21 protein-coding genes are annotated in these 25515 nt (G+C 40.1%); 11 read left to right on the top strand and 10 right to left on the bottom strand.

Annotation, left to right across the window (positions count from 1 at the left end; genetic code table 11):
* Positions 1 to 7 precede the first annotated feature (7 nt).
* The 6 genes from pdxA to ABLA33_RS03680 are packed head-to-tail and all read left to right on the top strand — an operon-like array spanning position 8 to position 5356.
* Positions 8 to 1204: a 4-hydroxythreonine-4-phosphate dehydrogenase PdxA gene (pdxA, locus tag ABLA33_RS03705; protein WP_347719288.1), complete on the top strand. Its 1197-nt coding sequence runs from the start codon at positions 8 to 10 to the stop codon at positions 1202 to 1204.
* Entirely contained in the window at positions 1201 to 1905 is a 705-nt protein-coding gene (locus tag ABLA33_RS03700) for an NTP transferase domain-containing protein (protein WP_347719287.1), read from the top strand. Before pdxA ends, ABLA33_RS03700 begins: the two co-directional genes overlap by 4 nt.
* Before the next feature lie 4 nt (positions 1906 to 1909).
* Positions 1910 to 2743, top strand: coding sequence for a hypothetical protein (locus tag ABLA33_RS03695; RefSeq protein WP_347719286.1), 834 nt, complete (start codon positions 1910 to 1912; stop codon positions 2741 to 2743).
* Positions 2733 to 3650 carry a CDP-alcohol phosphatidyltransferase family protein gene (locus tag ABLA33_RS03690; RefSeq protein ID WP_347719285.1) on the top strand — a complete coding sequence of 306 codons (918 nt, stop codon included), beginning with the start codon at positions 2733 to 2735 and terminating at the stop codon, positions 3648 to 3650. The genes ABLA33_RS03695 and ABLA33_RS03690 overlap by 11 nt, the downstream gene beginning before the upstream one ends.
* Positions 3651 to 3653: 3 nt before the next feature.
* A complete protein-coding gene (locus ABLA33_RS03685) occupies positions 3654 to 4655 on the top strand; it encodes a lysylphosphatidylglycerol synthase transmembrane domain-containing protein (RefSeq protein WP_347719284.1) in 1002 nt (333 codons plus the stop codon).
* Positions 4652 to 5356, top strand: a complete 705-nt coding sequence (locus tag ABLA33_RS03680; RefSeq protein ID WP_311490977.1) for an HAD family hydrolase — start codon at positions 4652 to 4654, stop codon at positions 5354 to 5356. Before ABLA33_RS03685 ends, ABLA33_RS03680 begins: the two co-directional genes overlap by 4 nt.
* Positions 5357 to 6135: 779 nt before the next feature.
* On the opposite strand, the gene ABLA33_RS03675 is transcribed toward ABLA33_RS03680, so the two are convergent.
* The 5 genes from ABLA33_RS03675 to guaB all read right to left on the bottom strand — a co-directional run bounded on the left by ABLA33_RS03675 (position 6136) and on the right by guaB (position 10738).
* Positions 6136 to 6780, bottom strand: coding sequence for an MBL fold metallo-hydrolase (locus tag ABLA33_RS03675; protein WP_347719283.1), 645 nt, complete (start codon positions 6778 to 6780; stop codon positions 6136 to 6138).
* Between the two features lie 17 nt (positions 6781 to 6797).
* Entirely contained in the window at positions 6798 to 7424 is a 627-nt protein-coding gene (gene rsmG / locus ABLA33_RS03670; RefSeq protein ID WP_347719282.1) for a 16S rRNA (guanine(527)-N(7))-methyltransferase RsmG, read from the bottom strand.
* A gap of 135 nt (positions 7425 to 7559) precedes the next feature.
* Positions 7560 to 8309, bottom strand: coding sequence for a nitrilase-related carbon-nitrogen hydrolase (locus ABLA33_RS03665; RefSeq protein WP_347719281.1), 750 nt, complete (start codon positions 8307 to 8309; stop codon positions 7560 to 7562).
* A 3-nt stretch (positions 8310 to 8312) separates the two neighbouring features.
* Entirely contained in the window at positions 8313 to 9137 is an 825-nt protein-coding gene (locus ABLA33_RS03660; RefSeq protein ID WP_347719280.1) for a hypothetical protein, read from the bottom strand.
* Positions 9138 to 9256: 119 nt separating this feature from the next.
* Complete coding sequence (guaB, locus tag ABLA33_RS03655) at positions 9257 to 10738, bottom strand: IMP dehydrogenase (protein ID WP_311490972.1); 1482 nt, start codon at positions 10736 to 10738, stop codon at positions 9257 to 9259.
* Positions 10739 to 11242: 504 nt separating this feature from the next.
* Between guaB and ABLA33_RS03650 the strand changes: the two genes are divergently transcribed.
* The 5 genes from ABLA33_RS03650 to ABLA33_RS03630 all read left to right on the top strand — a co-directional run bounded on the left by ABLA33_RS03650 (position 11243) and on the right by ABLA33_RS03630 (position 18976).
* The gene (locus ABLA33_RS03650; protein ID WP_347719279.1) at positions 11243 to 12661 is read left to right on the top strand and encodes a peptidylprolyl isomerase; all 1419 of its coding nucleotides are present in this window, start codon (positions 11243 to 11245) and stop codon (positions 12659 to 12661) included.
* Positions 12662 to 12671: 10 nt separating this feature from the next.
* Complete coding sequence (locus tag ABLA33_RS03645) at positions 12672 to 14024, top strand: peptidylprolyl isomerase (RefSeq protein ID WP_311490970.1); 1353 nt, start codon at positions 12672 to 12674, stop codon at positions 14022 to 14024.
* Positions 14025 to 14035: 11 nt separating this feature from the next.
* Complete coding sequence (locus tag ABLA33_RS03640) at positions 14036 to 15748, top strand: OstA-like protein (protein WP_347719278.1); 1713 nt, start codon at positions 14036 to 14038, stop codon at positions 15746 to 15748.
* A gap of 23 nt (positions 15749 to 15771) precedes the next feature.
* Entirely contained in the window at positions 15772 to 17589 is a 1818-nt protein-coding gene (mutL, locus tag ABLA33_RS03635; protein ID WP_347719277.1) for a DNA mismatch repair endonuclease MutL, read from the top strand.
* Between the two features lie 214 nt (positions 17590 to 17803).
* Entirely contained in the window at positions 17804 to 18976 is a 1173-nt protein-coding gene (locus ABLA33_RS03630; RefSeq protein WP_311490967.1) for an OmpA family protein, read from the top strand.
* 433 nt (positions 18977 to 19409) lie between these two features.
* Here ABLA33_RS03630 and ABLA33_RS03625 read toward each other — a convergent pair whose 3' ends face one another.
* From ABLA33_RS03625 to ABLA33_RS03605, 5 genes are all read right to left on the bottom strand, one after another.
* Positions 19410 to 19619 (bottom strand): hypothetical protein, encoded by a 210-nt coding sequence (locus ABLA33_RS03625; RefSeq protein WP_311490942.1) that lies wholly within the window; start codon positions 19617 to 19619, stop codon positions 19410 to 19412.
* A gap of 16 nt (positions 19620 to 19635) precedes the next feature.
* A complete protein-coding gene (locus ABLA33_RS03620; protein ID WP_347719276.1) occupies positions 19636 to 20817 on the bottom strand; it encodes a phosphoribosylaminoimidazolecarboxamide formyltransferase in 1182 nt (393 codons plus the stop codon).
* A gap of 141 nt (positions 20818 to 20958) precedes the next feature.
* A complete protein-coding gene (locus tag ABLA33_RS03615) occupies positions 20959 to 22458 on the bottom strand; it encodes a Do family serine endopeptidase (RefSeq protein WP_347719275.1) in 1500 nt (499 codons plus the stop codon).
* Between the two features lie 493 nt (positions 22459 to 22951).
* Positions 22952 to 23362: a hypothetical protein gene (locus ABLA33_RS03610; RefSeq protein WP_347719274.1), complete on the bottom strand. Its 411-nt coding sequence runs from the start codon at positions 23360 to 23362 to the stop codon at positions 22952 to 22954.
* A 127-nt stretch (positions 23363 to 23489) separates the two neighbouring features.
* The gene (locus tag ABLA33_RS03605) at positions 23490 to 25493 is read right to left on the bottom strand and encodes an NAD(+) synthase (protein ID WP_347719273.1); all 2004 of its coding nucleotides are present in this window, start codon (positions 25491 to 25493) and stop codon (positions 23490 to 23492) included.
* Positions 25494 to 25515 lie beyond the last annotated feature (22 nt).

Raw genomic sequence — 25515 nt, 5'->3', positions numbered from 1 at the left:
TTTCTTTATGGAACAAAAAAATATTGAGGCTGAGGTTTCTCGTAATATACTTGACGATTCCAGGCCGAAAATCAAAGTAGGTATCACACATGGCGACACCAACGGTGTGGGCTATGAACTGATTTTTAAGACCTTTGCTGATAGCGGTATGCTTGAATTGTGTACGCCAGTTGTTTATGGGTCAGCAAAACTAGCTTCTTTTCACAAGAAAGCGGTGGGAGCTGATGTAACCTACCACGTTGTTGAAAGTGGTGCAGAAGCTCGTCCGAATCATCTCAATCTCGTGAATTGTTTTGATGAAGAAGTGAAGGTGGAATTCGGTTCTTCTAATCCTGAAGCTGGGCATGCAGCTTTCTTAGCCTTAGAGCGTGCTACAGATGAGTTGAAAGAAGGTAAAATTGACGTACTCGTTACGGCACCTATCAATAAGAGTAGTATTCAGAGTAGCAATTTCCATTTTTCGGGTCATACGGAATATTTAGAAGAACGCTTAGGAAGTGAACACGGCACACTTATGATTCTCACGAATAGTTTGATGCGTGTGGCTTTAGTAACGACTCATCTCCCAGTACACGAAGTAGCGGAGGCGATTACACCTGAATTAGTGGAATTGAAGTTACGTCTGTTTCAATATTCCTTGCGTCATGATTTCCTTCTCTCAATGCCTCGTATCGCTGTTCTTGGTTTGAATCCACATAACGGTGATTCAGGAGTCATTGGGAAAGAAGAAAGTGAAATTATCAAGCCAGTGATAGAAAAACTGGTGGGAGAAGGTAAGCACATCTTTGGGCCGTATTCTGCAGATGGTTTCTTTGGTGCAGGTCTCTACCAGCATTTTGACGGTGTTCTTGCTATGTATCACGATCAAGGCCTGGCACCCTTCAAAGCACTTTCGATGGATGATGGCGTTAACTTCACGGCGGGGCTTCCTTTTGTAAGAACTTCTCCTGATCATGGGACAGCGTACGATATAGCAGGCACCGGTACAGCAAATCCAGATTCTTTTCGTCAAGCAGTCTTTTCTGCTATAGATATTTATCGTAATCGGCAGAAATACAAAGAAGCTACAAAGAATCCGCTTCCAAAACTGTATCGAGACAGACGTGAAGATGGTGAGCGTCCCCGTCGTTTTTCGCGCGAGAGAACAGATATGCCCTCAAGTAATAACGCTTCTGATCAGAATAGTAATACAGGGCAAGAATGAGGTATGCAATAATCGCAGCGGGAGAAGGTTCCCGTCTTGCGCAAGAAGGAATATCATTGCCAAAGCCGTTGGTGAAAATCAACGGCGAGGCAATGATTGATCGCCTTATTCGCATCTTCCAACTCAACAAGGCTGAAGAGATTGTCATCATTGTCAACACGCTGAATCCGATGACAGAGCAGCATATACGCAAGTTGATGGAAACAGATAAAATTTGTAATATCCGGCTTGTTGTAAAAAGCACTCAGAGTTCGATGCATAGTTTCTCAGAAATTGCTCCTTATCTGCGAGAGGGAAACTTTTGTCTAACAACTGTTGACACTATTTTCCGAGAAGAAGAATTTGCTGAATATATTCGAGCCTTTGAATCATCCTCTTGTGATGGTATGATGGCTGTGACAGATTTTATTGATGATGAATGTCCACTTTATGTAGAAGTAGACAATCAGATGAAAATCATAGATTTTCTTGATGTGAAAGGAGATGATTGCCGTTTTATATCTGGTGGTATTTATGCACTGACGGACAGATGCCTACTAACTCTTGATCGTTGTATGAAAGAGGGACAGAGTCGTATGCGAAATTTTCAGCGAGGCTTGATAGCAGATAATTGCCACTTGATAGCTCGTCCTTTCTCAAAGATTCTTGACGTCGACCATGCTGGCGATATTCAGAAAGCAGAGGATTTTCTCAACTCATAAGTATATGATTTTTTTAGGAGTAAGCAGATCTGCGATCTTCTCTCCTCACTCAGAGGAACGCGATGCCGCCATTTTTTTTGCTGTAGTGGATGGCCTAAAAGATGCGGGGCATACTGTTTATACGGTTTCGGAAGACAAGCTAACGCAGGTTCCTACTCAGTTGGATGGTGTCTTTACAATGTCGCGTAGTAAGAAGGCTTTGCAACTTCTCAAAGTTGCAGAGACCCGTGATACTCCCATTTTAAATTCTCCTACGAGTCTCTTGGAAAATACTCGAACAAAAATATCAGAACTTTTTGATAACGAGTGTATCCCAATCCCAAGATGTTATAGTATTACTCGCGCTGGCTTGTCTTCTTTATCTTATCCTTTTTGGATAAAGCGCGGAGATGCTTGTGCGCAAGATGCAACGGATGTGTGCTTTGTGGCATCAGAAAAAGAGTCTAAAGAAGCTCTTCGGCAATATGAAGAACGCAATGTAATGGACCTCCTGGCTGTAGAGCACCTTGAGGGAGATCTTGTAAAGTTTTATGGTGTTGAAGGAACCGACTTTTTCTTTTCATACTATCCTACTTTGGAGCAACAATTTAGTAAGTTTGGTTTGGAGGAAATCAATGGTCAGCCAAGATTGTTCCCTTTTGATGCGTCAGCTCTCAAGCAAGAAGCAGATAGAGCTGCGCGACTTACAGGTTTTGTTATTTATGGCGGCGATTGTGTGATAAGTGCCGATGGTTCTTTTAAGATTATAGATTTTAATGACTGGCCCAGTTTCTCTTTATGTCGAGAACTTGCTGCTCGAGCGATTGTTGAGCGAATAATAAGTAGTTATGGCAGATAAACAACTTAATTCCACTCTCAAGTCAATGGATACAGAAGAGTGGCTGGATATACATTTTACGCGCCCCTTAGGCTTTATGTGGGCAAAGTTTTTCAACTATTTTGGGATACATCCTAATGTTGTTACCATTTTAAGTATAATTCTTGGTGTCGCAGCAGGTGTTTGTTTTTATTTTGAAGATATACACATCACGCTCTTGGGTATCTTTTTGCTTGTATGGGCTAATCTCTACGACAGTTGCGATGGGCAGTTGGCGCGTATGACTGGGAAGAAAACGCGTTTGGGCCGTGTCTTGGACGGTTTTGCTGGGGATGCGTGGTTTTTTTCTATTTACTTCTTTATCTGTCTTCGCCTAGCTCCAATATGGGGTATTTGGATTTGGTTGCTTGCTGCTGTTTCGGGTTTGATTTGTCATGCTAAACAATGTCAGCTTGCAGACTATTATCGCAATATTCACCTCTTTTTCTTGAAGGGAGTAAGCGGGAGCGAACTTGATAATGCAGATAAGCTGACCAATGAGTTTCAAGGGCTTTCATGGAAGAGGGATTTCTTGTGGAAACTTTTTCTTTTCTTCTATCGCAACTATACCCGCTCTCAAGAGAAGTTAACGCCGAACTTCCAAAGCTTGAGCAAAGCTTTGAAAGAAAAGTTTGGCAATGAGGCCTTACCGCAAGCACTGTGCGATGACTTTCGCAAAGGGAGCTTGCCTTTGATGAAATGGACAAATATTCTTACGTTCAACACGCGTGCCATCTTTCTCTATCTCGTTTTGCTCTTGGGGCAGCCTTGGCTTTATTTTGTGTTTGAACTTACAATAATGAATCTGATATGTTTCTATATGCGTCAGAAGCATGAGCAGCTTTGTAAACAGATTCTTTCCCAACTTGGAATTTATTCAAACCCATAAATTATGCGTCCATTATATAGAAATTTATTTTTGCTCTTTGGCATCGTCAGTGTTATCATTATGATGTATGGTTTCGGTGTTGATTTCACCGACCTTCATCAGCGGATAGCCAGAGTAGGGCTCTATCTTCCTGCCGTTGTAGGTATTTGGGTTTTTGTTTATGCCTTTAATGCAGGGGCTTTTTATGAGATTGTCAATAGTGGAAACCATGATAAACATTTGTCCTACCTCCATGCCTACAAACTTACGGTGAGTGGCTTTGCTTTTAGTTATACTACTCCTTTTGGCTTTGGAGGTGCACCTTATCGTGTGATGGAATTGAGTAGCTACATTGGAACTCCGCGTGCAATGAGTTGTACTGTGCTGTATTCAATGATGCATATTCTGTCTCATTTCTTCTTGTGGATGACAGGAGTTATAATGTTTATTATTCTCTATTTCGACAAGATGAACCCCCTCTTTGCAGCACTGTTCGCTATCTTCACATTGGTGTTCTGTATCGTTATATATTTCTTCTACTATGGCTATAAAAATGGAATGATAGTAAAGCTTTACGGTATTCTGTTGCATATTCCTTTTGTGAAGAAATATGCTAAGAAATTTTATGAAAAGAATATCGAAAGCATGAAGCAAGTAGATCAAAACATAGCCTATTTGCATAGTCAGCCACATGCTTTTTATTCGGCACTGGTGATGGAATATGTTGGACGTGTTATTAACTCCTATGAATACTACTTCATTCTTCTGAGTCTTGGATTTCCTGTATCGTTCGGTGATGCTCTGTTGGTCTTGGCTTTTTCTTCTCTCATAGGCAATGTTTTATTCTTTTTCCCGATGCAGTTGGGTGCGCGTGAAGGGTCGCTAGCCTTTATTGTGAAACTTTTAGGTTTCGGTACTCTCTCCATTGGACTCTTTGCGAGTTTCTATACACGTATCCGTGAACTTTTTTGGATCATTGTGGGCGTATCGTTAGTGAAAGTAGGAACTAAAAAGATAATGAAGTGATTAAGTCTGTTATTTTCGATTATGGCGGCACGCTCGATACGAATGCACGGCATTGGGCTCATGTACTTTGGGATGGATTTCAGGCAGTGAAGGTTCCAGTTACAGAGGCACAGTTTCGTGAGGCCTATGTATTTGGAGAACGTGCCTTGGCAAAAGCACCTATTATAAACTCTGATGATGATTTCTACGCCTTGCTCTGCAAAAAAGTGCGTCAAGAACTGCTTTGGCTGGATTTTAAAGAGTATTTCATAACAACCAAGTCTGAACGCTTACAGCTCTCTCAACGTATTGCCACCTTCTGTAACGACTATGTTTTACAGCAATTACTACAGACTCGAAGTGTATTGGAAGAGTTGCAAAAGAAGTATAGACTTGTGTTGGTTTCAAATTTCTATGGGAATATAGAAACCATTCTGCGCTCCTATCAGCTGGAGTATTTTTCTGCGATAATTGAAAGTGCTGTGGTCGGAGTGAGAAAGCCAGATCCACGTATCTATCAGTTGGGAGTAGATGCCTGCTGCTGCAAGGCATCTGAAGTATGTGTCGTAGGAGATAGTTTCAGTAAGGATATTCTCCCCGCATCGAGTGTGGGCTGTCAAACAATTTGGCTGAAAGGCAAAGGTTGGACAGACAAAGAAGAAGATGAGTCAATCCCCAATGCCGTTGTGACAGATTTGAAAGACCTTCTGCAGTATCTCTGATAAGTTGAAAACTTCATTTGAACTATTCTATGAATAACTGTGATACTTATTTTGTAAAAAAATCTCGCATTCTATAGCCTCGAGAATCGCTTAAAATCCAGCGTTGTTGCCTGCGGTTGAAAATAACGTAATCTCGACGCAACATTAAATTAGGACTAAATTCATGCTTTCGGTAGAAAAATGCAATTTCTCGCCGAGAAATTTTATTTTCTATACTACAAATTTTATTTTCTATACTACAAATTTTATTTTCTATACTACAAATTTTATTTTGTCCTATAGAAAATTTGAATTACAATAAGGAAAAAATCAAACGCAATAAGGATATCAGCTGATTGCCTTATTGTATTTTTAGACAGAATAAGGAAAAAAGCGACTTTTCAGTACGTTTTGATTGCCATTTTTGTGTAAAATTATCATTCATCCCTGTCTTTTACCCTAAATTTTGGAGTAAGGTCTTCAATATTTCTTCCTTTTCTATTTCCTTTCGTGCTTTTTTTGAAAAAAATAGATTCTTTCACATCTATCTCAAGAAAATGGATTGTCAAATAAAAGGGCGGTAAATATAGTCGTTGGTGTGTAGAGATTTTACCTTTTGAATAGATAGATTTTAAGGAGCTTTTGTAATGATGAAAACGAAGTTTTTTCTCATAGTATAAAATGCACTATGATGCAAGTAGATAACAAGCAAATATTACTATTAGCCCCAATTCGATTTAATGAAATTTTCTATTGTGAGTCTCAAACCGAATTGGGGGAGAGTGTTTGTTTTTTTGTTTTTATTGGAGATACGGATTCTGTCGTTTTTCTTCTCCAACGGTTGTTGTGTCGCCGTGTCCTGGACATACGGTGACATCTTCTGGAAGCGTAAGGATATTGTTTTTTAGGCTACTGATAAGGCTGCCGTAGTTACCCCCAGGGAAGTCTGTGCGGCCAATTTCGTGATAGAAGAGACTATCTCCAGAGAAAAGGATACGTTCTTTCTCGCAGTAGAAACATACGCCTCCAGGTGTGTGTCCAGGTGTGGCGATTATGTCCAACTTATGTGTACCAAAAGTGATGGTTTCTCCAGCATCGAAGATTCTTCCTACGGGTGGTTGTATGATAGGTAATTCGCGGTGTAGGAACATTTCCAACTGTTTGGGAAGCTGCTTGTAGAGTTGTACTTCGTTGCGTGACATTTCCGGTAGTATATTGTAGGTTTTATAGATGAAACCATCGCCGAAAATATGGTCGAAATGACAATGAGTATTGATGAGGTGCGTAACTTTTAGTTCGTTGTCATTGATATAGCTGCGGAAAGCATCGGCTTCCTCGGGATAGAGGATGCCACAGTCGATAACAACCGCGTCTTTACTTTCATCGGAAAGAACATAGCAGTTCTCTTCGATCATATTGACCACAAATTTTTGAACCTTGAGCATATTGACTCTCTTTTATTCTAAAATGGTAGATAGGTAACTTTTTTTGTCTCGAAGAACTCATCTGCAAAGAAATCGGATAAGTTCCAAATCTTAACTTTATTGCCAAAAGGTTTGAGTTCCTCAGTAAGATCACCGCCTTTTAGGCAGATGAGGCCATTCTTGAGGGGATTACGTTGTGTTTTGGAGACATTCTTTTCTACCAATTTAGCTAAATCAGCCGTATTCATAACAGCGCGACTCACCACGAAGTCGAATTTACGCTTCTCTTCAATGACATTGCGATGCACGGCTTCTACATTTTTCAGTCCGATAGCTTCGGCAACGGCCGTAGCCACTCGTATCTTCTTCCCTATACTGTCCTCTAGTACAAATTGGCATTCGGGGAATAAGATGGCCAAGGGAATGCCAGGAAAACCTCCGCCCGTGCCCACATCTAAGATGGAGGAACCAGAAGTAAACTCAATTACTTTTGCAATACCAAAGGAATGAAGTACGTGGTGAACGAAAAGATTGTCAATGTCCTTGCGTGAAATCACATTTATCTTTGCGTTCCAATCGCGATAGAGGGCATCAAGTGCTTCTATCTGCCTTCGTTGTTTCTCTGTGAGGTTGGGGAATGTTTTGAAAATTATTTCAGCTGTCATTATTTTATAGTTATGGAGTGCGAAAATAGGAATGAATCATAGAAAAGCAAAATGCAATGATTGCTTTCCTTTAGAAAGAGAGGAACTTTCCAAAGCAAACAGTTTTATTGGCTTTAGAAAATTTTGCGCAAACTTTTAGAGAAGTTGAAAACTATCTGCATCTTGAAGAAATGGAAACTTTTGTCGGAAAGAGTTTAGTTCTTCAATGGAAATATCAGTTGTTTGAATGGTAGGAGAGCAACCTAAATCGAGAACGCGTTTACCTTCTGGACTGATAACACAGCTTCCTCCGTCGTAGTGTAAGGCCTTTTCATCTCCTGTCCTATTTACACAGATAACATAGCTTTGGTTCTCTATGGCACGTGCCGTCAATAGAGCATCTAACGCTGGTCGTCGGCTTGCAGGCCAGCAGGCTACATAAATAATTGCATCATAGTCGGTATTTGTATTGCGGGAGAATACAGGGAAGCGTAAGTCGTAACAGATTTGTAGTAGGAAACGGAAGCCTCCGAAGTGGACAATCTTACGTTCATGCCCACTGTCAAAATTTTTGTCCTCACCTCCAAAGCGGAAAAGATGGTGTTTGTCGTAGAAGGAAGAGCTGGCGGGTGTGACAAAATAGAAGCGATTGACAAATTTTCCATTCTCCCTACAAATGGGAAGCGAGCCTGCAATAGCACAATGGGATTTTTTCGCGATACGTTCCATCCAGTGAAGAGCTAAGGAAGTATCTTTTGCTCCTTCAGTACAGAAACCTGTGGCCCACATCTCGGGAAGGATATACAAGTCGGCTTTTTCTGTTTGCAAGATAAAATTTTCAGCTTGTTGGATGTTGGCTTCAATATCCTGCCAAATGCTGTTGAGTTGGATAAGTGCTATCTTCATTGTTTATAGAGTTGAATCGTTGATGGAAAGTCGCAAAAAAGTGCGGTCATCAAAAGAGGAATTCCCTTCGATGAGGCATTTTGTGGCGGGATTCTCATGTATGCAAAGAGGATCTTGCGATAGAACGCGCTCTAAATAGTCTTCTGATTCTTGCAATGTATCGAAAAGACGCGGATAACCATCGCTTGCCAAGATGAGCTGCTTAGCATCGCTCACAGAAACTACGGAGACGAGCTCGGGTGGGATAGGTGTGCCGTCGAGGACGGGATAGCGAAAAATATTGGCAGGATTCGTGTCATTTTGAAAATGACATTGTTCGCGAAGTTCGTTGAAGATAAAGTTACGACCAATATCGTTTTTGAGCAGCTCATTAGTGGAGTATCCTTTCTTTAAGGCATATTTCACAATGTCGCATCTGATTTGTGTCAAGAGAGTATCAATGAGCTTCGGGTGTGTATGCGTTATTCCGCAGAAGCGACTTTGACAATCTCCAATGAACCACAATTCTTTTCGCTGCTTACTAAAGATTACTGCCGAGCACGTAAGTCGATAAGCTGCCTCCTTGTGGAGTAAGTCAGGAACTGCTGAGGCAAGAGCTTCTGTAAGATACAAGAGCGCTTCGGACATAGAAATATTGGACGGCAAGTGAGATATGGCTTCTCGTATAGTTTCCGTGGCAAATTGTCCTTTGGATTTATTGCCAATGCGGAATTCAACTTTAGATGTACTACCATCAATGACCGCCGCGAAGTCGTTGGTTACAATCCATCCATCTTCGTTTGCAGCCTCGCTGTGCTTGCCTTTGGTGAAAACTTCTATGATGTGCATAATGAGAAGGGGAGTGGGGTAGATACAAGAAAAGAAAAACACCGCTAAGGCCTTGTGGAGGCTTAGGTCTGTAAGTGTCCACAAAATCTTAGCGGTGTTCAGTGAAAAGAAGCTACAAATTATTCGTAGCGACTATAGTTGGGTGCTTCGCTCGTAATCGTAATGTCGTGCGGATGACTTTCAAGAACGCCCGCATTAGTGATGCGTGTGAATTTAGCATTGTGAAGAGCTTCGATAGTGCCCGCACCACAGTAGCCCATACCGCTGCGTAAACCGCCGCAAAGCTGATAGATGACTTCCTGTACCGTGCCTTTGTAGGGAACTCGACCAGCAATACCTTCAGGTACTAACTTTTTCGCCTCTACTACGCCCGATTGGAAATAGCGATCCTTAGAACCATTCTCCATGGCTTCCAAAGAGCCCATACCTCTATAGGCTTTGAACTTGCGTCCGTTGAAGATGATAGTATCGCCTGGACTTTCTTCTGTACCAGCTACAAGCGAACCGATCATAACGCAGTGTCCCCCTGCAGCCAGAGCCTTAACAATGTCGCCACTATAGCGTAGGCCGCCATCTGCAATGAGAGGAACGTCTGTTCCTTTAAGTGCACAAGCAACATCATAGACGGCACTCAACTGTGGTACACCAACGCCAGCAACAATACGTGTAGTGCAAATACTTCCAGGACCAATGCCAACTTTGATTGCATCTGCTCCAGCTTGTGCCAGCATATGGGCAGCTTCGCCAGTAGCAACATTTCCTACTACAATATCTACATTTTTGAATGAAGCCTTAGCCTCTTTCAGTTTTTCAATAACAGCTTTGGAATGTCCATGAGCAGTGTCGATTACAATGGCATCTGCTCCTGCTTGAATCAGACTCTCCATGCGTTGCAGCGTATCTTGTGTTACACCAACACCTGCAGCAACACGTAGGCGTCCCTTCTCGTCTTTGGCAGCCATCGGTTTATCCTTGGCTTTCGTAATATCTTTATAGGTGATCAAGCCCACCAGATGATTGTCCTTATCAACAACGGGCAACTTCTCTATCTTGTTTTCTTGGAGAATACGAGCAGCACCAGCTAAGTCCGTTTGTTGCGTCGTTGTGACAAGATTTTCTTTTGTCATAACGTCCTCAACCTTCTTTTGCAAGTCGTTCTCGAAACGCAAGTCACGATTGGTAACGATGCCCACCAAATGCATTTCATCATCTACTACAGGGATGCCACCGATATGGTATTCAGACATAAGTTGTAAGGCACCGCCGACTGTGCTACCGCGGTGGATTGTCACAGGGTCGTATATCATGCCGTTTTCTGCTCTCTTTACGATGGCAACTTGTCGGGCTTGATCTTCAATACTCATATTCTTATGAATGACACCAATTCCTCCTTCTCGAGCCATGGCTATGGCCATGTTAGCTTCAGTAACGGTATCCATTGCTGCCGATACGAAAGGTATCTGCAACTCAATGTTCCGTGAGAAACGGGTAGCCAAACTCACAGTGCGCGGAAGGACTTCTGAATAAGCGGGAAGGAGAAGGACGTCGTCAAAGGTAAGACCGTCCATGACAATTCTGTCTGCAATAAAATCTGATTTCATAAATATAGGGCGATTTTAATTGCGCGCAAAAGTACTCATTTCTTTTTATTTTTCAAAATAATCACGATTGATTATATAAAAATGCATTTTCTTTTTCCTTCAAGTTAGGCGAATGTTTCCTTATCTCTGATTTGCGAAGATAACATTTGGTGTCGATGATATTCCTTCATCGTTAACTCTTGTAAATAAGGACAGTATTGGAAGTTATGGCACAAATAATAATCTTCATGCTGTATTAAATTGATAAAAGTCGCTATATTCTGCGGAGCATCTTATTATAATCATAGTAGGAGGCCTTTGGTTGCCTTTAGAAAATACTGTCTGTTTTTAATGATATTATATTTCTTAATGTCAAGATGTTACTATGTTTTATTCTATAACCCTTCAATATCTTCAATATAGCTCATTGAGAAGCATAATGAGGTGGAATATAAAATATCTAAAACGAATTGTGTAATTGATACATAAGGACTAAATTTGCACCAAATTCAAAATTGACTGAAAATGCATAAAATAGCAACCCTGCTGACTTTTTCGCTTACTTTGACTGTTGGGGCTCAAGTTGTTGACCCTGTCATTATGACTGTGAACGGAAAACAAGTGACGCGCTCAGAATTTGAGTATAGTTTTAATAAGAATGGGAACCCAGAAAAAGCAGTAGATATAAGGGCTATAGAGGACTATGTCCCGATGTTTATAAATTATAAATTAAAGGTTGCTGCGGCTGAGGCTGCACGTTTAGATACACTCAGTTCCTTCAAAAAGGAATTTATGACATATCGAGATATGCAGCTGACCCCCTATTTGGTGGATTCGACCTTTATAGACAGTGTTGCTACTTCTATTTATAAAGATTCGGAAAAACAATTGAACGGACATGACTTGTTGAAGCCATCGCATATATTGATTCTTGTACCAGCCTCTGCAACGGAGGCAGAGAAGGAAATATATAGACAGAGAATTGATTCAATTTATTCTGCTCTACAACATGGAGCTGACTTTGCTACTTTAGCTAAAGAAAAATCGCAAGATCCAGGTTCGGCGCTACAAGGCGGAAAACTTCCGTGGATAGGCCCAGGTAGTACTTTGAAGGAATTTGAAGATGCTGCTTATGCGCTTAAGGTTGGAGAGTTTTCTAAGCCTGTTGAAACAGCAGTTGGTTTTCATATCATTCGCATGGATGAACGTAAGCCGCTTGAACCGTATGCTGTTCTTCGCCCACAAATCTTTGCAGCACTTAAACAACAAGGAATCGACGAAGTTTCTGCCGAAGCGAAAATAAAAAAAATTGTAGCTGCCTCCAAAGGTCGATTGACGCGAGAACTTGTTTTAGATAGTGTTTTTGTTGCGAATAGTTCTGACTTGAATCTTCGTTATTTGGTGCAAGAATATCATGATGGCTTGTTACTCTATGAAGTGAGTAAGAGAGAGGTTTGGGATAAAGTAGCGCAAGATACTTCTGCTTTAGAACAGCAATTTAAGAAAAATAAAAAGCAGTATGCATGGACAGAACCGCGTTTCAAGGGTTTTGTTATTCATGCCAAGGATGAAAAAAAAATGAAGGCAGCTCAAACTATACTAAAGAAAACTGCTGATGGAGACTGGAAGAAAGCTATAAGAGAGACTTTTAATAAAGATAGTGTAACAGTAACTGTTTCTGGTCCTTATCTTGTAAAAAAAGGAGAAAATCGTTATGTGGATGCAGAGGTCTTTGGCGGAGAAACCGTGAAGTCAAATAGCAATTATCCATATTCGGGTGTGGAAGGTCAGGTCCTTAAACAGCCAAAATCTTATTTAGATGTTAAGTCAGCAGTGATTAACGATGTGCAGGATAAAAGAACAGAAGAATGGGTTAAGCGTTTACGCAACGAATATTCTTTTAATGTTAACCAAGATGTTGTTAAAACAGTAAATAAACACTAAGCTTACCTTTATGAAAAAGATATTACTGATGCTTATGTGCATCGCAGCTATGACAACATGGGCGCAGAACAATAATAATGTAGTGGACCAAGTGGTTTGGGTTGTTGGTGATGAACCTATTTTCCTTTCAGATGTAGAAGAAATGAGATTAGGAATGGAAGAAAGTCGTCAGACAATTACCAATCCTTATTGTACAATTCCAGAACAATTGGCTGTTCAAAAATTGTTTCTTCATCAAGCAGATATAGATAGCTTGTATGCTGATGAGGCCACGGTTATTGCCGATGCTGATGAAACAATGGATAGAGCAATGCAAGCTTATGGTTCACGCGAAGCTATTGAGGCCGTTTTCCATAAAAGCTATCAGCAGATGCGTGAAGAACAAAAACGCTTAGCACGAGATAGAGATCGAGTGAATCAAGTACAACGTAAATTAGTAAGTGGTGTAAAGGTAACTCCCTCAGAAGTACGAAATTATTTTCAAAAGCTTCCGCAGGATAGCTTGCCTTTTGTTCCTGAACAAGTTGAAGTGCAAATTATAACATCTCAACCACGTGTTAGTCGTGATGAAGTAGAACGAATTGAGAATACATTACGTGGTTATGCACAGCGTGTTAATACTGGCGAAACTGAATTCGCAACGCTTGCTCGCTTCTATAGTCAAGATGAGGGGAGTGCAAGAAATGGTGGGGAACTTGGTTACAAAGCTCGTGGGGAGCTAGTTCCTGAATTTGCTAATGTAGCATTTAGTTTAAACGATCCAAAGAAAGTGTCTAAAATTGTAAAGTCAGAATTTGGTTATCATATCATTCAATTGATTGATAAGAGAGGAGATAGAGTTAATTGTAGACATATCCTCCTAAAACCAGAGATACCTGATAGTCAGTTTGTTACTAGTTGCGCACGTCTTGATTCTATTGCAGGAGATATTCGTAAACACACATTTACCTTTGAAGCTGCTGCTAGAACTCTTTCCGATGATAAAGATACGCGCAACAACAATGGTTTAATGAATTTTTACTCACGTGAGAACAATTCATCCTCAGCTCGTGTTCAATTGAAAGATTTGAATGCGGATATTGCTAAAGTTGTTGATACACTAAAAGTAGGAGAAATATCTAAAGCTTTCACTTATACAAATGATAAGGGACAGAAAGTTTGTGCGATTGTAAAGTTGAAAGAGCGTATTGATGCTCATCGAGCTAATGTTACTGAAGACTTCCAACTCCTTCGTTCAGTTGTTTATGGCAAGAAGTGTCAAGATAAGATAGACGAGTGGATAGAAGATAAAGCACAGAAGACTTATGTGCGTATTATGCCAGGTTGGCGTAATTGTGACTTTAAGTATAAGTGGATGAAGTGACACGAGTCACTATGAAGAGGGAAGGAAAAAAACAAATATGTGTATTAGTCCTAGTTTCAATACTAGGACTTTTGTGGCTTGACGCTTTTGCTGCACGTCCTAAGAAAAGCATAAATGAACGTATCTTTTTAGTTCATGCTGATAACCTACGATATAATGAGTTTGAACAACCTAATGCACAACGATTGAGTGGAAAAGTTCATTTCCGACAGGGGAATATGAATATGTATGCAGATAGTGCTGTGTATTTTCAAGCTGCCAATTCTTTTGAAGCTTTTGGACATGTGCGTATATTGCAAGGCGATACAATGTCCTTGGTTGGTGAACACCTTTATTATGACGGCGAGGCGATGTTGGCACAAATGCGTCGCAACGTTACTTTACGTCATCGTAAGCAAATTCTGATGACTGATAGTTTGAATTTTGATCGGCTTTATGATGTGGGCTATTTCTTTAATGGAGGGCGACTTGTCGATGGGCAAAACGATTTGACTTCAGATTGGGGAGAGTATTATTTAGGTGAACAAAAAGCTTCGTTTAATTTTAATGTAAAATTGAAGAATCCTAAGTTTACCTTAACTACAGATACCTTGCACTATAATGTCCGTACAAAATGGGCTGAAGTTCAAGGACCATCCAATATATATCATGATAAAGACGTGGTATATACAGAGCGAGGGTATTACAATTCAGAAAAAGAAATATATCGTCTGTCTAATAGGTCTAAGCGTGCAGAATTATATCATAATGCGATCACTCATAATGGGCGGATAACTGACTATGAGAGTCGCTTACTTGGAGATTCTCTTGTTTATGGGAAGAATGATAAAATGAAAGTTTTTGGACATGTCTTCTACGAGGATAAAAAGAATAGAGGTCAGTTGATGGGAGACTATGGTGAGTATCATGAAGTTTTTGGGATAGCAATGGCTACGGGACATGCTTTAGCAAAAGAATATTCTCAAGGCAAAGATACGCTCTTTGTTCATGCAGATACTCTTCGCCTTTATTCCTATGATGTAGAGACAAATAAGCCGAAAACAAAAGACACAAAAAATATTTATCGTGTTCTTCACGGATATTTTCATGTTCGCTCTTTCCGTAATGATGTGCAAGCTGTTTGTGATTCTCTTGTCTTTAATTCTCAAAAGAAGTTACTTACACTTTATCGTGATCCGATAGTGTGGAATGACAACCGACAAGTGTTGGGTGAAGAGATTAATGTCTTCACGAACGATTCAACGATAGACAGTATACATGTTGATCGCCAAGCATTACTTGTCGAACAGTTGCAAACGGACTCGGCCATTGTCTATAATCAAATAGCGGGGCAACAAATGCGGAGTTATTTTATAAATGGGCAAATGGATCATAACGAAGTCCAAGGAAATGTTTGCATCGTATATTATCCTCTTGATAAGGATAGTATCTTAGATAATGTAGTCTATGCCGAAACCTCCAAGTTGCGTATGACTTTGGCTAATAAGAAACTGAAGCGCATTTGGGGCCCTGCAACAACAGGAACTGTATATCCCGCTGCACTTGCTCCGTCAGACAAAACGAAGCTGTCAAATTTTGCTTGGTTTGATTATATCCGCCCTCTAAATAAAAATGATTTGTTTACTTGGCGAGGGAAAAAGAAAGGTACTGAATTAAAAATAATGCCACGTCGGGAGCCTCCTTTACAACACTTCTCTAAAGAAAAGGACTTTTCTAAAGAATAGTGTATACTACAAATAAGAAGATAATGAGTGATATTATTCATCTATTGCCAGATACTGTTGCCAACCAAATAGCCGCAGGAGAAGTGATTCAACGTCCTTCCTCTGTTATTAAGGAATTGGTGGAAAATTCTATTGATGCAGGTGCTACTTTGATACAAGTTTATGTGGTAGAGGCTGGAAAAACAAGTATTCAAGTTATTGATAACGGTAAAGGAATGAGCGAAACTGATGCTCGCTTGGCTTTTGAGCGTCATGCGACATCTAAGATTCGGGAGGCATCAGATCTATTTAATCTCTGTACAATGGGATTTCGCGGAGAAGCTTTAGCCTCTATTGTTGCTGTAGCTCAGGTGGAATTGCGTACTCGTCAGAAAGAAAGAGAAATAGGAATATGTCTACAAGTAGAGGGAGGGAAATTTAAAGACGAGCAACCAATTGCTTGTCCTATCGGTGCAAACTTTCTAGTGCGTAATTTATTTTTTAATGTGCCGGCACGCAGGAAGTTCTTAAAATCTAACCAAACAGAACTGAGCAATGTTGTTCAAGAGTTTGAGCGTATAGCTTTGGCTCACCCTGCAGTTTCATTTAGACTTTATTCTAATGGAACTTTGATGCACGACCTTGTCAGTGGTAATTTTCGTCAGAGAATTTCTGGTATTTTTGGGCGTAAGATGGATCAACAATTGATCCCTGTTAATGCTGATACAGAACTGGCAAAAATAACAGGTTTTGTGGGGTGTCCTGAAAGTTCGCGTAAGAAAGGGGCTCGTCAGTATTTCTTTGTTAATGCTCGATATATGCGCCATCCATATTTTTCAAAAGCAGTACAAAGTGCATTTGAGCGTTTGATTCCTGAGAATGAGCAAGTTCCTTATTTTCTAAATTTCGAAGTAGATCCTCATCGGATAGACGTCAATATTCATCCGACAAAGACAGAGATAAAATTCCAAGATGAGCAAGAACTTTGGCAAATTGTATTGGCAGCAGTACGCGATGCTTTAAGCAAGTTTAATGCAGTTCCAACCATTGACTTTGATACCGCTAATCGCCCACAATTACCAGTCTTTGATGAAACAATACCTGTACAGCAACCGCGTGTTCATATAGACCATACCTTTAATCCATTCAAAGAGTCTGTAGCTCGTAAAACTTCATGGGAAGAAGAATATAATCGTGCTTTTGGATTGAATAGTTCTGTTCAAAAACAGCCCTCTTTGTGGGACCAAAAAATAGAACAACCTCAGGCCGTAATAAATGAAGTTTTGTCTGTTACTGAGTTCTCTGGAACGGACTATCTGCAGTTTCGTGGGCGTTACATAGTTGTCAGTGTGAAGTCCGGTCTTATGTTTGTTGATCAGAATCGTGCACATTTTCGAATTCTGTATGATAAATTTCGTCAGCAGTTAAAAGGCCATAAGGGAACTCCACAAGGTATTTTATTTCCTCCTACTCTTCATCTTACACCTATTGAGAAAATCCAATTTAATACAGTTGTCGAAAATTTAAAAGCGCTTGGTTTTGAGTTTTCAAATACAGATGAAGTATATACAATTAAATGTATCCCAGCAGATTCAGCAGGTGTTGATCCAGAGTTTTTAGTACACGAATTGTTAGAGGTTAGTTCTACTGATTCTAGCTCAATTGGAGAGAATATTGCTCATCGTTTGGCATTAGGCTTAGCTCGGAAAAGTGCGATGCCCGTTGGAGAATTACTCGATAAGAATCAAATGGAGAATCTCCTTTCACAGTTGTTTTCCTGTTCCATGCCCAATTATACACCAGATGGACTACCTACACTTTCAATATTGCAAAATGAACAGGTCGATGCTCTCTTCTTATAACGATATCTTGTAAATTAGTCATTTGTTTAGTATTTTATTGATATAAATACCTTACAAATGCTTGTTTTATAGATGAAAAAATGGCGTTTTATGAAAAAAGTACAAATATGTTAGATACATCTATAAAACTTTATCTAACTTTGCACCTAAATAATAGGTGTATCATAACACATAAAGTTTCAGATATTAATGTTTCACTAAAATAAAAATAAGTATGAGAAAGTTAATGATTGCACTTGCTTTCGTAGGTCTTGCTACGTCAAGCATGGCTCAGGACTACAATGTAGTTCCTACCAAAAAGTACAGCGTTGCTACCAATTCTTTTTGGGCAAACTGGTTCATTAGTGTAGGTGGTCAGTATCAGGCTAGCTATTCTTCAGAAGAAGTTAAAGGTTTAAAGTTTGATCCCTTCCAGAAGGCTCGTGGTGAGTTTGGTTTCAATGTCGCTGTTGGTAAATGGTTTACTCCTGGCCTCGGTCTCCGTACGAAGTTTGAAGGTGTTTGGGCTGATCGTGTAATTTCTGAGAACAACCACAAAACGTACAATTATTGGAATATCCACGAGGATGTAATGTTTAACCTCTCTAACATCTTCTGTGGTTATAATGAGAAACGTGTTTGGAACTTTATACCTTATGCAGGTATTGGTGTGGTTCATAGCATGACAGATCATAATTATGATATTTCTTATCAAGCTGGTTTGTTGAACAACTTCCGTCTCTCTAATCACCTTTCTGCTTTCGTTGATGTTTATGCAAATGCATGGGAAGGAACTGTTGACAAGGCAACGAAGTATGGTGTTGTAGACAACTGGGCTAACTATAAGAAGAGTCGCGCTCGTCACTGGGATAAGAACCTCGGTGTTGCTGTCGGTCTTACTTATAACCTGGGTAAGAGCAACTGGGATAAGGTACCCGATGTTGATGCTTTGATGGCAATGAACAAGGAGCAGATGGATGCTCTGAATGCTTCTCTCAAAGAGCAACAGGATGAGAATGCACGTCTTCGCGATATGCTTGCTAACCAGCCTAAGGGTGGTGAAACCATTACGAAAACAGAAGTTCAGACAGTAACAACGGCTCAGTCAGTATTCTTCAACCTTGGTAGTAGCAAGATTGCTAGTCGCAAGGATCTCGTAAATGTTAAGGAACTTGCTGACTACGCTAAGCAAAATAATTCTACAATTGTAGTAACGGGTTATGCAGATAGTAAGACAGGTTCTGCAACTCTCAACCAGAAGCTCTCTCAGAACCGTGCTAATACTGTTGCTGATGAACTTGTTAAGATGGGTGTGAGTCGTAGCAATATTGAAACTGTTGCTGCAGGTGGCGTAAATACGCTTAATCCATTCAGCTACAACCGCCGTGCTACAGTGAAGATCAAGTAATTGCAACATCTAAAGTTCTAATAGGGGCATCTTTATAAGGTGTCCCTTTTTTATTTTTTCTGTCTATACTATAAATCACCCGTATTTCCCATACGCAAACGGATAGTGTATTCCCTTTTAACCACAATCACTGCTAGTGTCCCAAATTCTAGGCAAGTCAAAATCTATGATCTAATGACTTTTAAGCAAAAAGAAATTATAGAAATCTTTGTGTAAGCCCTGTAGCAATATGTTGTTACAATACAGTTAATTTTTCTCATCTATGATACACTATCTTTAGATATAGAAGGAAATTCTTAGGTTTTTCTCTTCCTATTCTACCTTAGCTTTTGTGCTATATTGATTTTGCTGCCTTTCGAGTTCAATTAATTTGGAATTATTTATTATAAAAACCCCTCAAAAAGATTTATGAATCTCAGTGAGGGGCTTGCTTTTATGCTTTATGCCTATTAGCTCTGCGTCTGCGGATATCTGCTTTCTTTTTTGCTGCACCACTTCCGTGTAAGCCTGTTATATAGGTTTTCTTCTTAGCTTTAGTTTTCACTTTGGCTTCTCCGCTCTTTTTTGAAAGCTTCGAACCTTTAAAGACTATTCCAGTAGTGATGGCTTGTTGAACTTCTTCTTCTCCTACGTGTCTATTCATTTTATTTCATCCTTGTTTAATGATGGAAAAGACGGATACCAGTAAAGGCCATAACAATGCCATATTTATCGCAAGTAGCAATGACATGATCGTCTCTTACGCTGCCACCTGCTTGAGCAACGTAAGCAACACCACTTTTGTGAGCGCGCTCAATGTTGTCTCCAAAGGGGAAGAATGCATCACTGCCTAGACATACTCCAGTGTTCTTTGCAATCCATTCTTTCTTTTCTTCTCGCGTCAACATCTCTGGCTTTTCTGTGAAGAACTTTTGCCATTCTCCATCTTTAAGAACATCTTCCCATTCTTCACTGATGTATATATCAATAGTATTGTCACGGTCTGCTCTCCTTATCTTTTCCACCCAAGGTAGGTTCATCACTTTAGGATGCTGGCGAAGCCACCAAATATCAGCCTTATTTCCTGCTAGTCTTGTACAGTGAATTCGGCTCTGTTGACCTGCACCAATGCCGATTGCTTGTCCATCCTTTACATAGCAGACCGAATTACTCTGTGTGTATTTTAGGATGATTAGTGCAATCTTTAAGTCACGCTTTGCTTCTTCCGATAAATCCTTATTGTTTGTTGGAATATTATCAAAGAGGTTATCACTTGTCAAATCAACTTCGTTGCGTCCTTGCTCGAAAGTGATTCCAAAGACCTGTTTCTGCTCAATAGGCTCAGGTTTGTAGTTTGTGTCGATTTGAATAACGTTGTATGTACCCTTTCTTTTTTCGCGTAGAACCTCTAAAGCCTCTTCTGTATAACTTGGTGCAATGACACCGTCACTCACTTCTCGCTTGATAAGTAGAGCAGTAGCTTTATCGCAGGTATCGCTCAGGGCAATAAAATCACCATAGGATGACATACGGTCAGCACCTCGGGCTCTCGCATAGGCAGAAGCTATTGAAGTTAATTCGAAATCCACATCATCTACCCAGTAGATTTTACGAAGTGTTTCATCTAGTGGTAATCCGATGGCGGCTCCTGCAGGCGAAACGTGTTTGAAACTCGCTGCAGCAGGAAAACCTGTAGCTTCTTTGAGTTCTTTTACAAGTTGCCAGCCATTGAGTGCATCAAGAAAGTTGATGTAGCCAGGTCGACCATTAAGTACTGTAACAGGGAGTTCTCCGTTTTTAATAAAAATACGGGCAGGTTTTTGGTTGGGGTTGCAACCATACTTTAAAGCCAATTCTTGCATAATGAAGATTGAATGATAAATTCGTTGCGAAGTTAGTGAAAAATGTGCGATAATTCTTTTTTAGGAAACAAAAACAAAAGCGGATTCCTGGAAGATGAAATCTTCGGAAATCCGCTATATCTATTTTATTGAAATATTCTTTTATTTCTTCTTTGGGTTGCTCAATTCAACGGTGAAACTCTTGTTATATCCTGTCTGAGTTTTTGCGCGAATCCATAGGACGCGATCCGTTGACATATTTGCACGCTTCACAGCATCATAGAAGTCATCAGTAGAGTTCAAATCCTTATCATTGACGCGCATTAAAATGACACCTTTAGTGATTCCTGCTTCTTTCATTTTACCATCGCGTACAGCTGTTACCATAAGTCCATGGCTGAGTGCCAACTCTTCTTTCTCGCTAGCAGTGAGTTTTCTCAGCGCTATACCTAGCTGCTCATCATCGATATTTTCAACAGCTGTGGTAGTGCCTTGCTGGTTGCGAAGTGTGAGAGATGTTGTTGTGGCTTTCTTGTTTCTAAGATATGTTACACTGATTTTATCACCAGGACGATGATTCGCTAGGATTTCGTTTAGTTCTCCAAACTTGGTTACTTTCTTGCCGTCCACAGCTGTAATAACATCTCCCTCTTTGATTCCTGCAGCATGTGCAGCGCCATCGGAAGATACTTCGCCAACGTAAACTCCCTCGGTTGTACCCAGTTCAACTTCTTTTCCTTTTTCTTTTTGTGCATCGATATAGTTGATAACGTCTTGGCCACTAATTCCCATCAAAGCGCGTTGCACTGTTCCAAACTTTCGAAGATCAGCCACTACCTTGTTCATAATGCTTACGGGAATGGCGAAACCATAACCAGAGTAGGAACCTGTTTGCGAATAAATCATATTGTTGATTCCCACAAGTTCTCCGCGTGCGTTGACCAAAGCACCGCCAGAGTTTCCTGGGTTGATAGCAGCATCTGTCTGAATGCTTGATTCTACAGCATTTCCTCCTGTCGTACGAGCTTTGGCACTGACAATACCAGCTGTTACAGTTGAAGTTAAACTAAAGGGATTACCAATAGCAAGAACCCATTCTCCTAAACGAAGGTTGTCCGAATTGCCAATGGTGATAGGCTGTAGGTCTTTTGCTTCGATTTTGATTAATGCTAAGTCAGAATTCTTGTCTGTACCAATGATGCGTGCTTTAAACTCCCGATTATCATTGAGTTTTACAATCATCTCTGTTGCACCTTCCACAACGTGGTTATTTGTTACGATATACCCATCGCTTGTTAGGATAACGCCTGAGCCTGCCCCTTTGCGATCAGGTTCTTTATAGGTTCTTTGTTGAGAATCTCCACCGTTACCACGTCCAAAGAAGTCTCCGAAGAAATCCTCAAAAGGATTAGAATATTGTATAGTCCGTGATGAGCCCTCCACTGTCACTTTTATATAAACCACGGAATTGATTGCTTTTTCTGCGGCATAAGTTAAGTCTGGGAGGTTTTGATAAGTGGCAGGTACAGCATTTGTCTCAGAAATAGCAGTAGTGCCAGTTACTGCTGATTGTGCAGAACCATTGATGGTAGATTTAGCAACCATCGTTGCGGGCCATCCTAATGAAAAGGCCACTGCGGCTAACATAAATCCTTTTTTCATAATTAATTTGTTTATTATATGTTGATTTAGTTATGTGTAATATTCTTTTTTGTTTTTGTTCTTGCAAAAATAAACGTATTTGTTACTGTTATATTAAAAGATTTTTGAAAAATCATCAAACGGCCTTTTCTTTTAACAAATTTAATTTTTAAGTTGCTGGATTGATGCGTTTAGTGTTGATTTTGATAATTCTTTTCCATTCTTGCTCTATTTTTACTCGTTGTAGTTACTTTATTTATGATATTACTACTTACCCAACGTAAATATTCTTATTGCATTTGAAAATACAATAAGGATGCCAGTTGATACTCTTATTGCGTTTGAAAATGCAATAAGGATATTTGTATGCTTTCTGTATTTTTTAGAAGTCCCAGTGATTTTTTTCCCCTATGAAGAAATTGTCTATATATTTAGAGAAAAGTAGGCTATCGGCGATAATTAAACGTTGATAGCCTACTTTCTTATAAGTCTATAGAAATTGTATGTCAGAGAATTAGAGCGTGAACTCTTTTGATTGGAGTAATTCTTTTGTTGTCTTTTGTGGTTTATGAATAACGGGAATTTTTACTTTTTCTGTAACTGTTTTTATATGAACGTCTTTGATTTCTTTAGGAGTCCACCATCCTAAGAAAGGAGATGCTTGTTGAGACGGGATATAGGTTCTTGCTATTCCTTCAAATTTGAAAGCAGGGAGTACTATTGTTGTAATCTCATTGGCAGAAATGACATATTCTGCCCAAACTAAACTATTGAATGTTTGTCCTTTATAGTTACGAAATCCAAGCGTCTCATCACGATTAAAGTTGAGTCGGCGAACAGTGGCATTTTTTAGCTTGAGTGTTTGTGTGTTACAGCGTATCTGTTGTAAGTCGGCATCTGAGTAGAGAATTATAGAAACCAACATGCTATCGCCCTTGATGAGCGTGGGGGACTCAATAACTGTTCTCGCAAAGAAAATTGGCTTCTTTTGTGCAAATAGGGGGCAGGTATGGATCCAAAGAGCACTCAGGAATAATGCAAGAAGCACAGATTTAGTTGTTCTCATTGTTTGATTGCGTAATAGGATTGATTTGTTCTTTTAAATTTTCGCATTCTTCCAACCAAAGAGCTGCACAAGCATCAGAAGGCATACGCCAATCGCCTCGAGGGCTGAGAGAACAACTTCCTACTTTTGGACCATCGGGGAGACAACTGCGTTTAAATTGCTGGCTGAAGAAACGACGGCAAAATGTTTGTAACCATTTTAGAATGGTTGCATCATCGTAAGTAGATGAGTTTCTATTGCTGCTATTAAACGCCTTTTGTGCTAAATAGAAAACTTTACTTGGCCGGAAGCCATTGCGTAAGAAATGATAAATGAAAAAGTCGTGCAATTCGTATGGACCAACGAGGTCTTCTGTCTTTTGGAGAATCTCTCCGTTAGCAGTTGCTGGAATAAGTTCTGGACTAATGGGGGTATTGACAATATCGAGAAGTGTACTTTTGATATGTTCGTCTTCAACATGTTGTGCCACACAGTTTACAAGATGATAAACTAGCGTTTTAGGAATAGAAGAGTTGACGGCATACATAGACATTTGATCGCCATTGTAAGTTGCCCATCCTAAAGCCAGTTCACTTAGATCTCCGGTGCCGACTACAAATCCATTCATTTGATTGGCAGCATCCATAAGGATTTGTGTACGTTCGCGTGCTTGACTGTTCTCGTAAGTAACATCGTGCTTTGCTGGGTCGATTCCTAAGTCCTTGAAATGTACATTACAGGCATCCTTTATACTAATCTCTCTTATGGTAACACCCAACCCTTTCATCAAGTTAATGGCATTAGTGTAAGTCCGGTCTGTAGTACCAAAACCAGGCATAGTGATACCAACGATACCTTTTCTATTCTTTTTCAATTTGTCGAAAGCATTTACGCAAACGAGTAACGCTAATGTGGAATCTAAGCCTCCACTAATACCTATAACCACCGTTTCGGCGTGAGTATGGTCGATACGTTTTGCTAAGCCTTCACTTTGAATACTGAGGATTTCCTCGCAGCATTCGTCAATTTTGTCCGCACTAGGGATAAACGGGTGAGATGGAATATTGCGTGTCAGAGTGAAGCGCTCTTTATCAAGAATTGTAGGATTCATCTCGATTTGGAAGTAGGTACCTTTGTCAGATTGCTGCATTAAGTCCTTTACAGAGGCAAACGTGGTATTAACACGGCGTTCCTGTCGAAGACTATCAATATCGATTTCACTGACAATGAGCTGTTCTTGCATAGAGAAGCGTTTGCCTTCTTCTAATATATGTCCATTTTCTGCAATAAAGCCAAGACCACTGAAGACGATATCTTGTGTGCTTTCCCCATAACCACTACCGGCATAGACATAGCCGCTGATGCAGCGTGCGCTCTGATTACTGATAAGTCCTTTTAAATACGCATTTTTCCCTACAAGTTCATTGCTGCTACTTAGATTAAAGATGATTTCTGCACCATGTAAGGAGAGTTTAGAACTGGGAGGTATCGTAGCCCAGAGGTCTTCACAGATTTCTACGCCAAAGGTGAATCGGCCATTATTGAACAGGAGATGATCACCACAAGGAATTTGCTGTCCAAAGAAATTGATTTGTTCTTGTCGCCCTAAGCGAGAAGCAGAACTAAACCAACGAGCTTCATAGAACTCTTTATAGTTAGGGATGTATGTCTTTGGTACAATACCATAAATTTTTCCTCCCTGTATAATGGCTGCACAGTTGAGAAGCATACCGTCATAGGCCAGCGGCAGGCCCACTATGGTTGTGATATTGAGGTTGTGACTGAATTCCATAATTTTTAATAGAGAGGTTTCGGCCTCTTCTAAAAGAATTTGTTGCTGGAAAAGGTCCTGACATGTATAGCCCGTGATAGAGAGTTCGGGGAATACAATAATCTCAACGCCGAGCCCCTCAGCTCGAGCCATCATACCTTCAATTTGTGTCGTATTGAATTTGCAGTCAGCCACTCGTACGCTAGGGACAGCCGCAGCTACTTTGATAAATCCGTACATAAGTAAGTTATTGTTTTAAATT

Origin of the sequence: uncultured Alloprevotella sp. (genome assembly GCF_963536905.1) — a bacterium.
Lineage (GTDB): Bacteria > Bacteroidota > Bacteroidia > Bacteroidales > Bacteroidaceae > Alloprevotella.
This window is presented reverse-complemented; position numbering and strand designations above follow the sequence as displayed.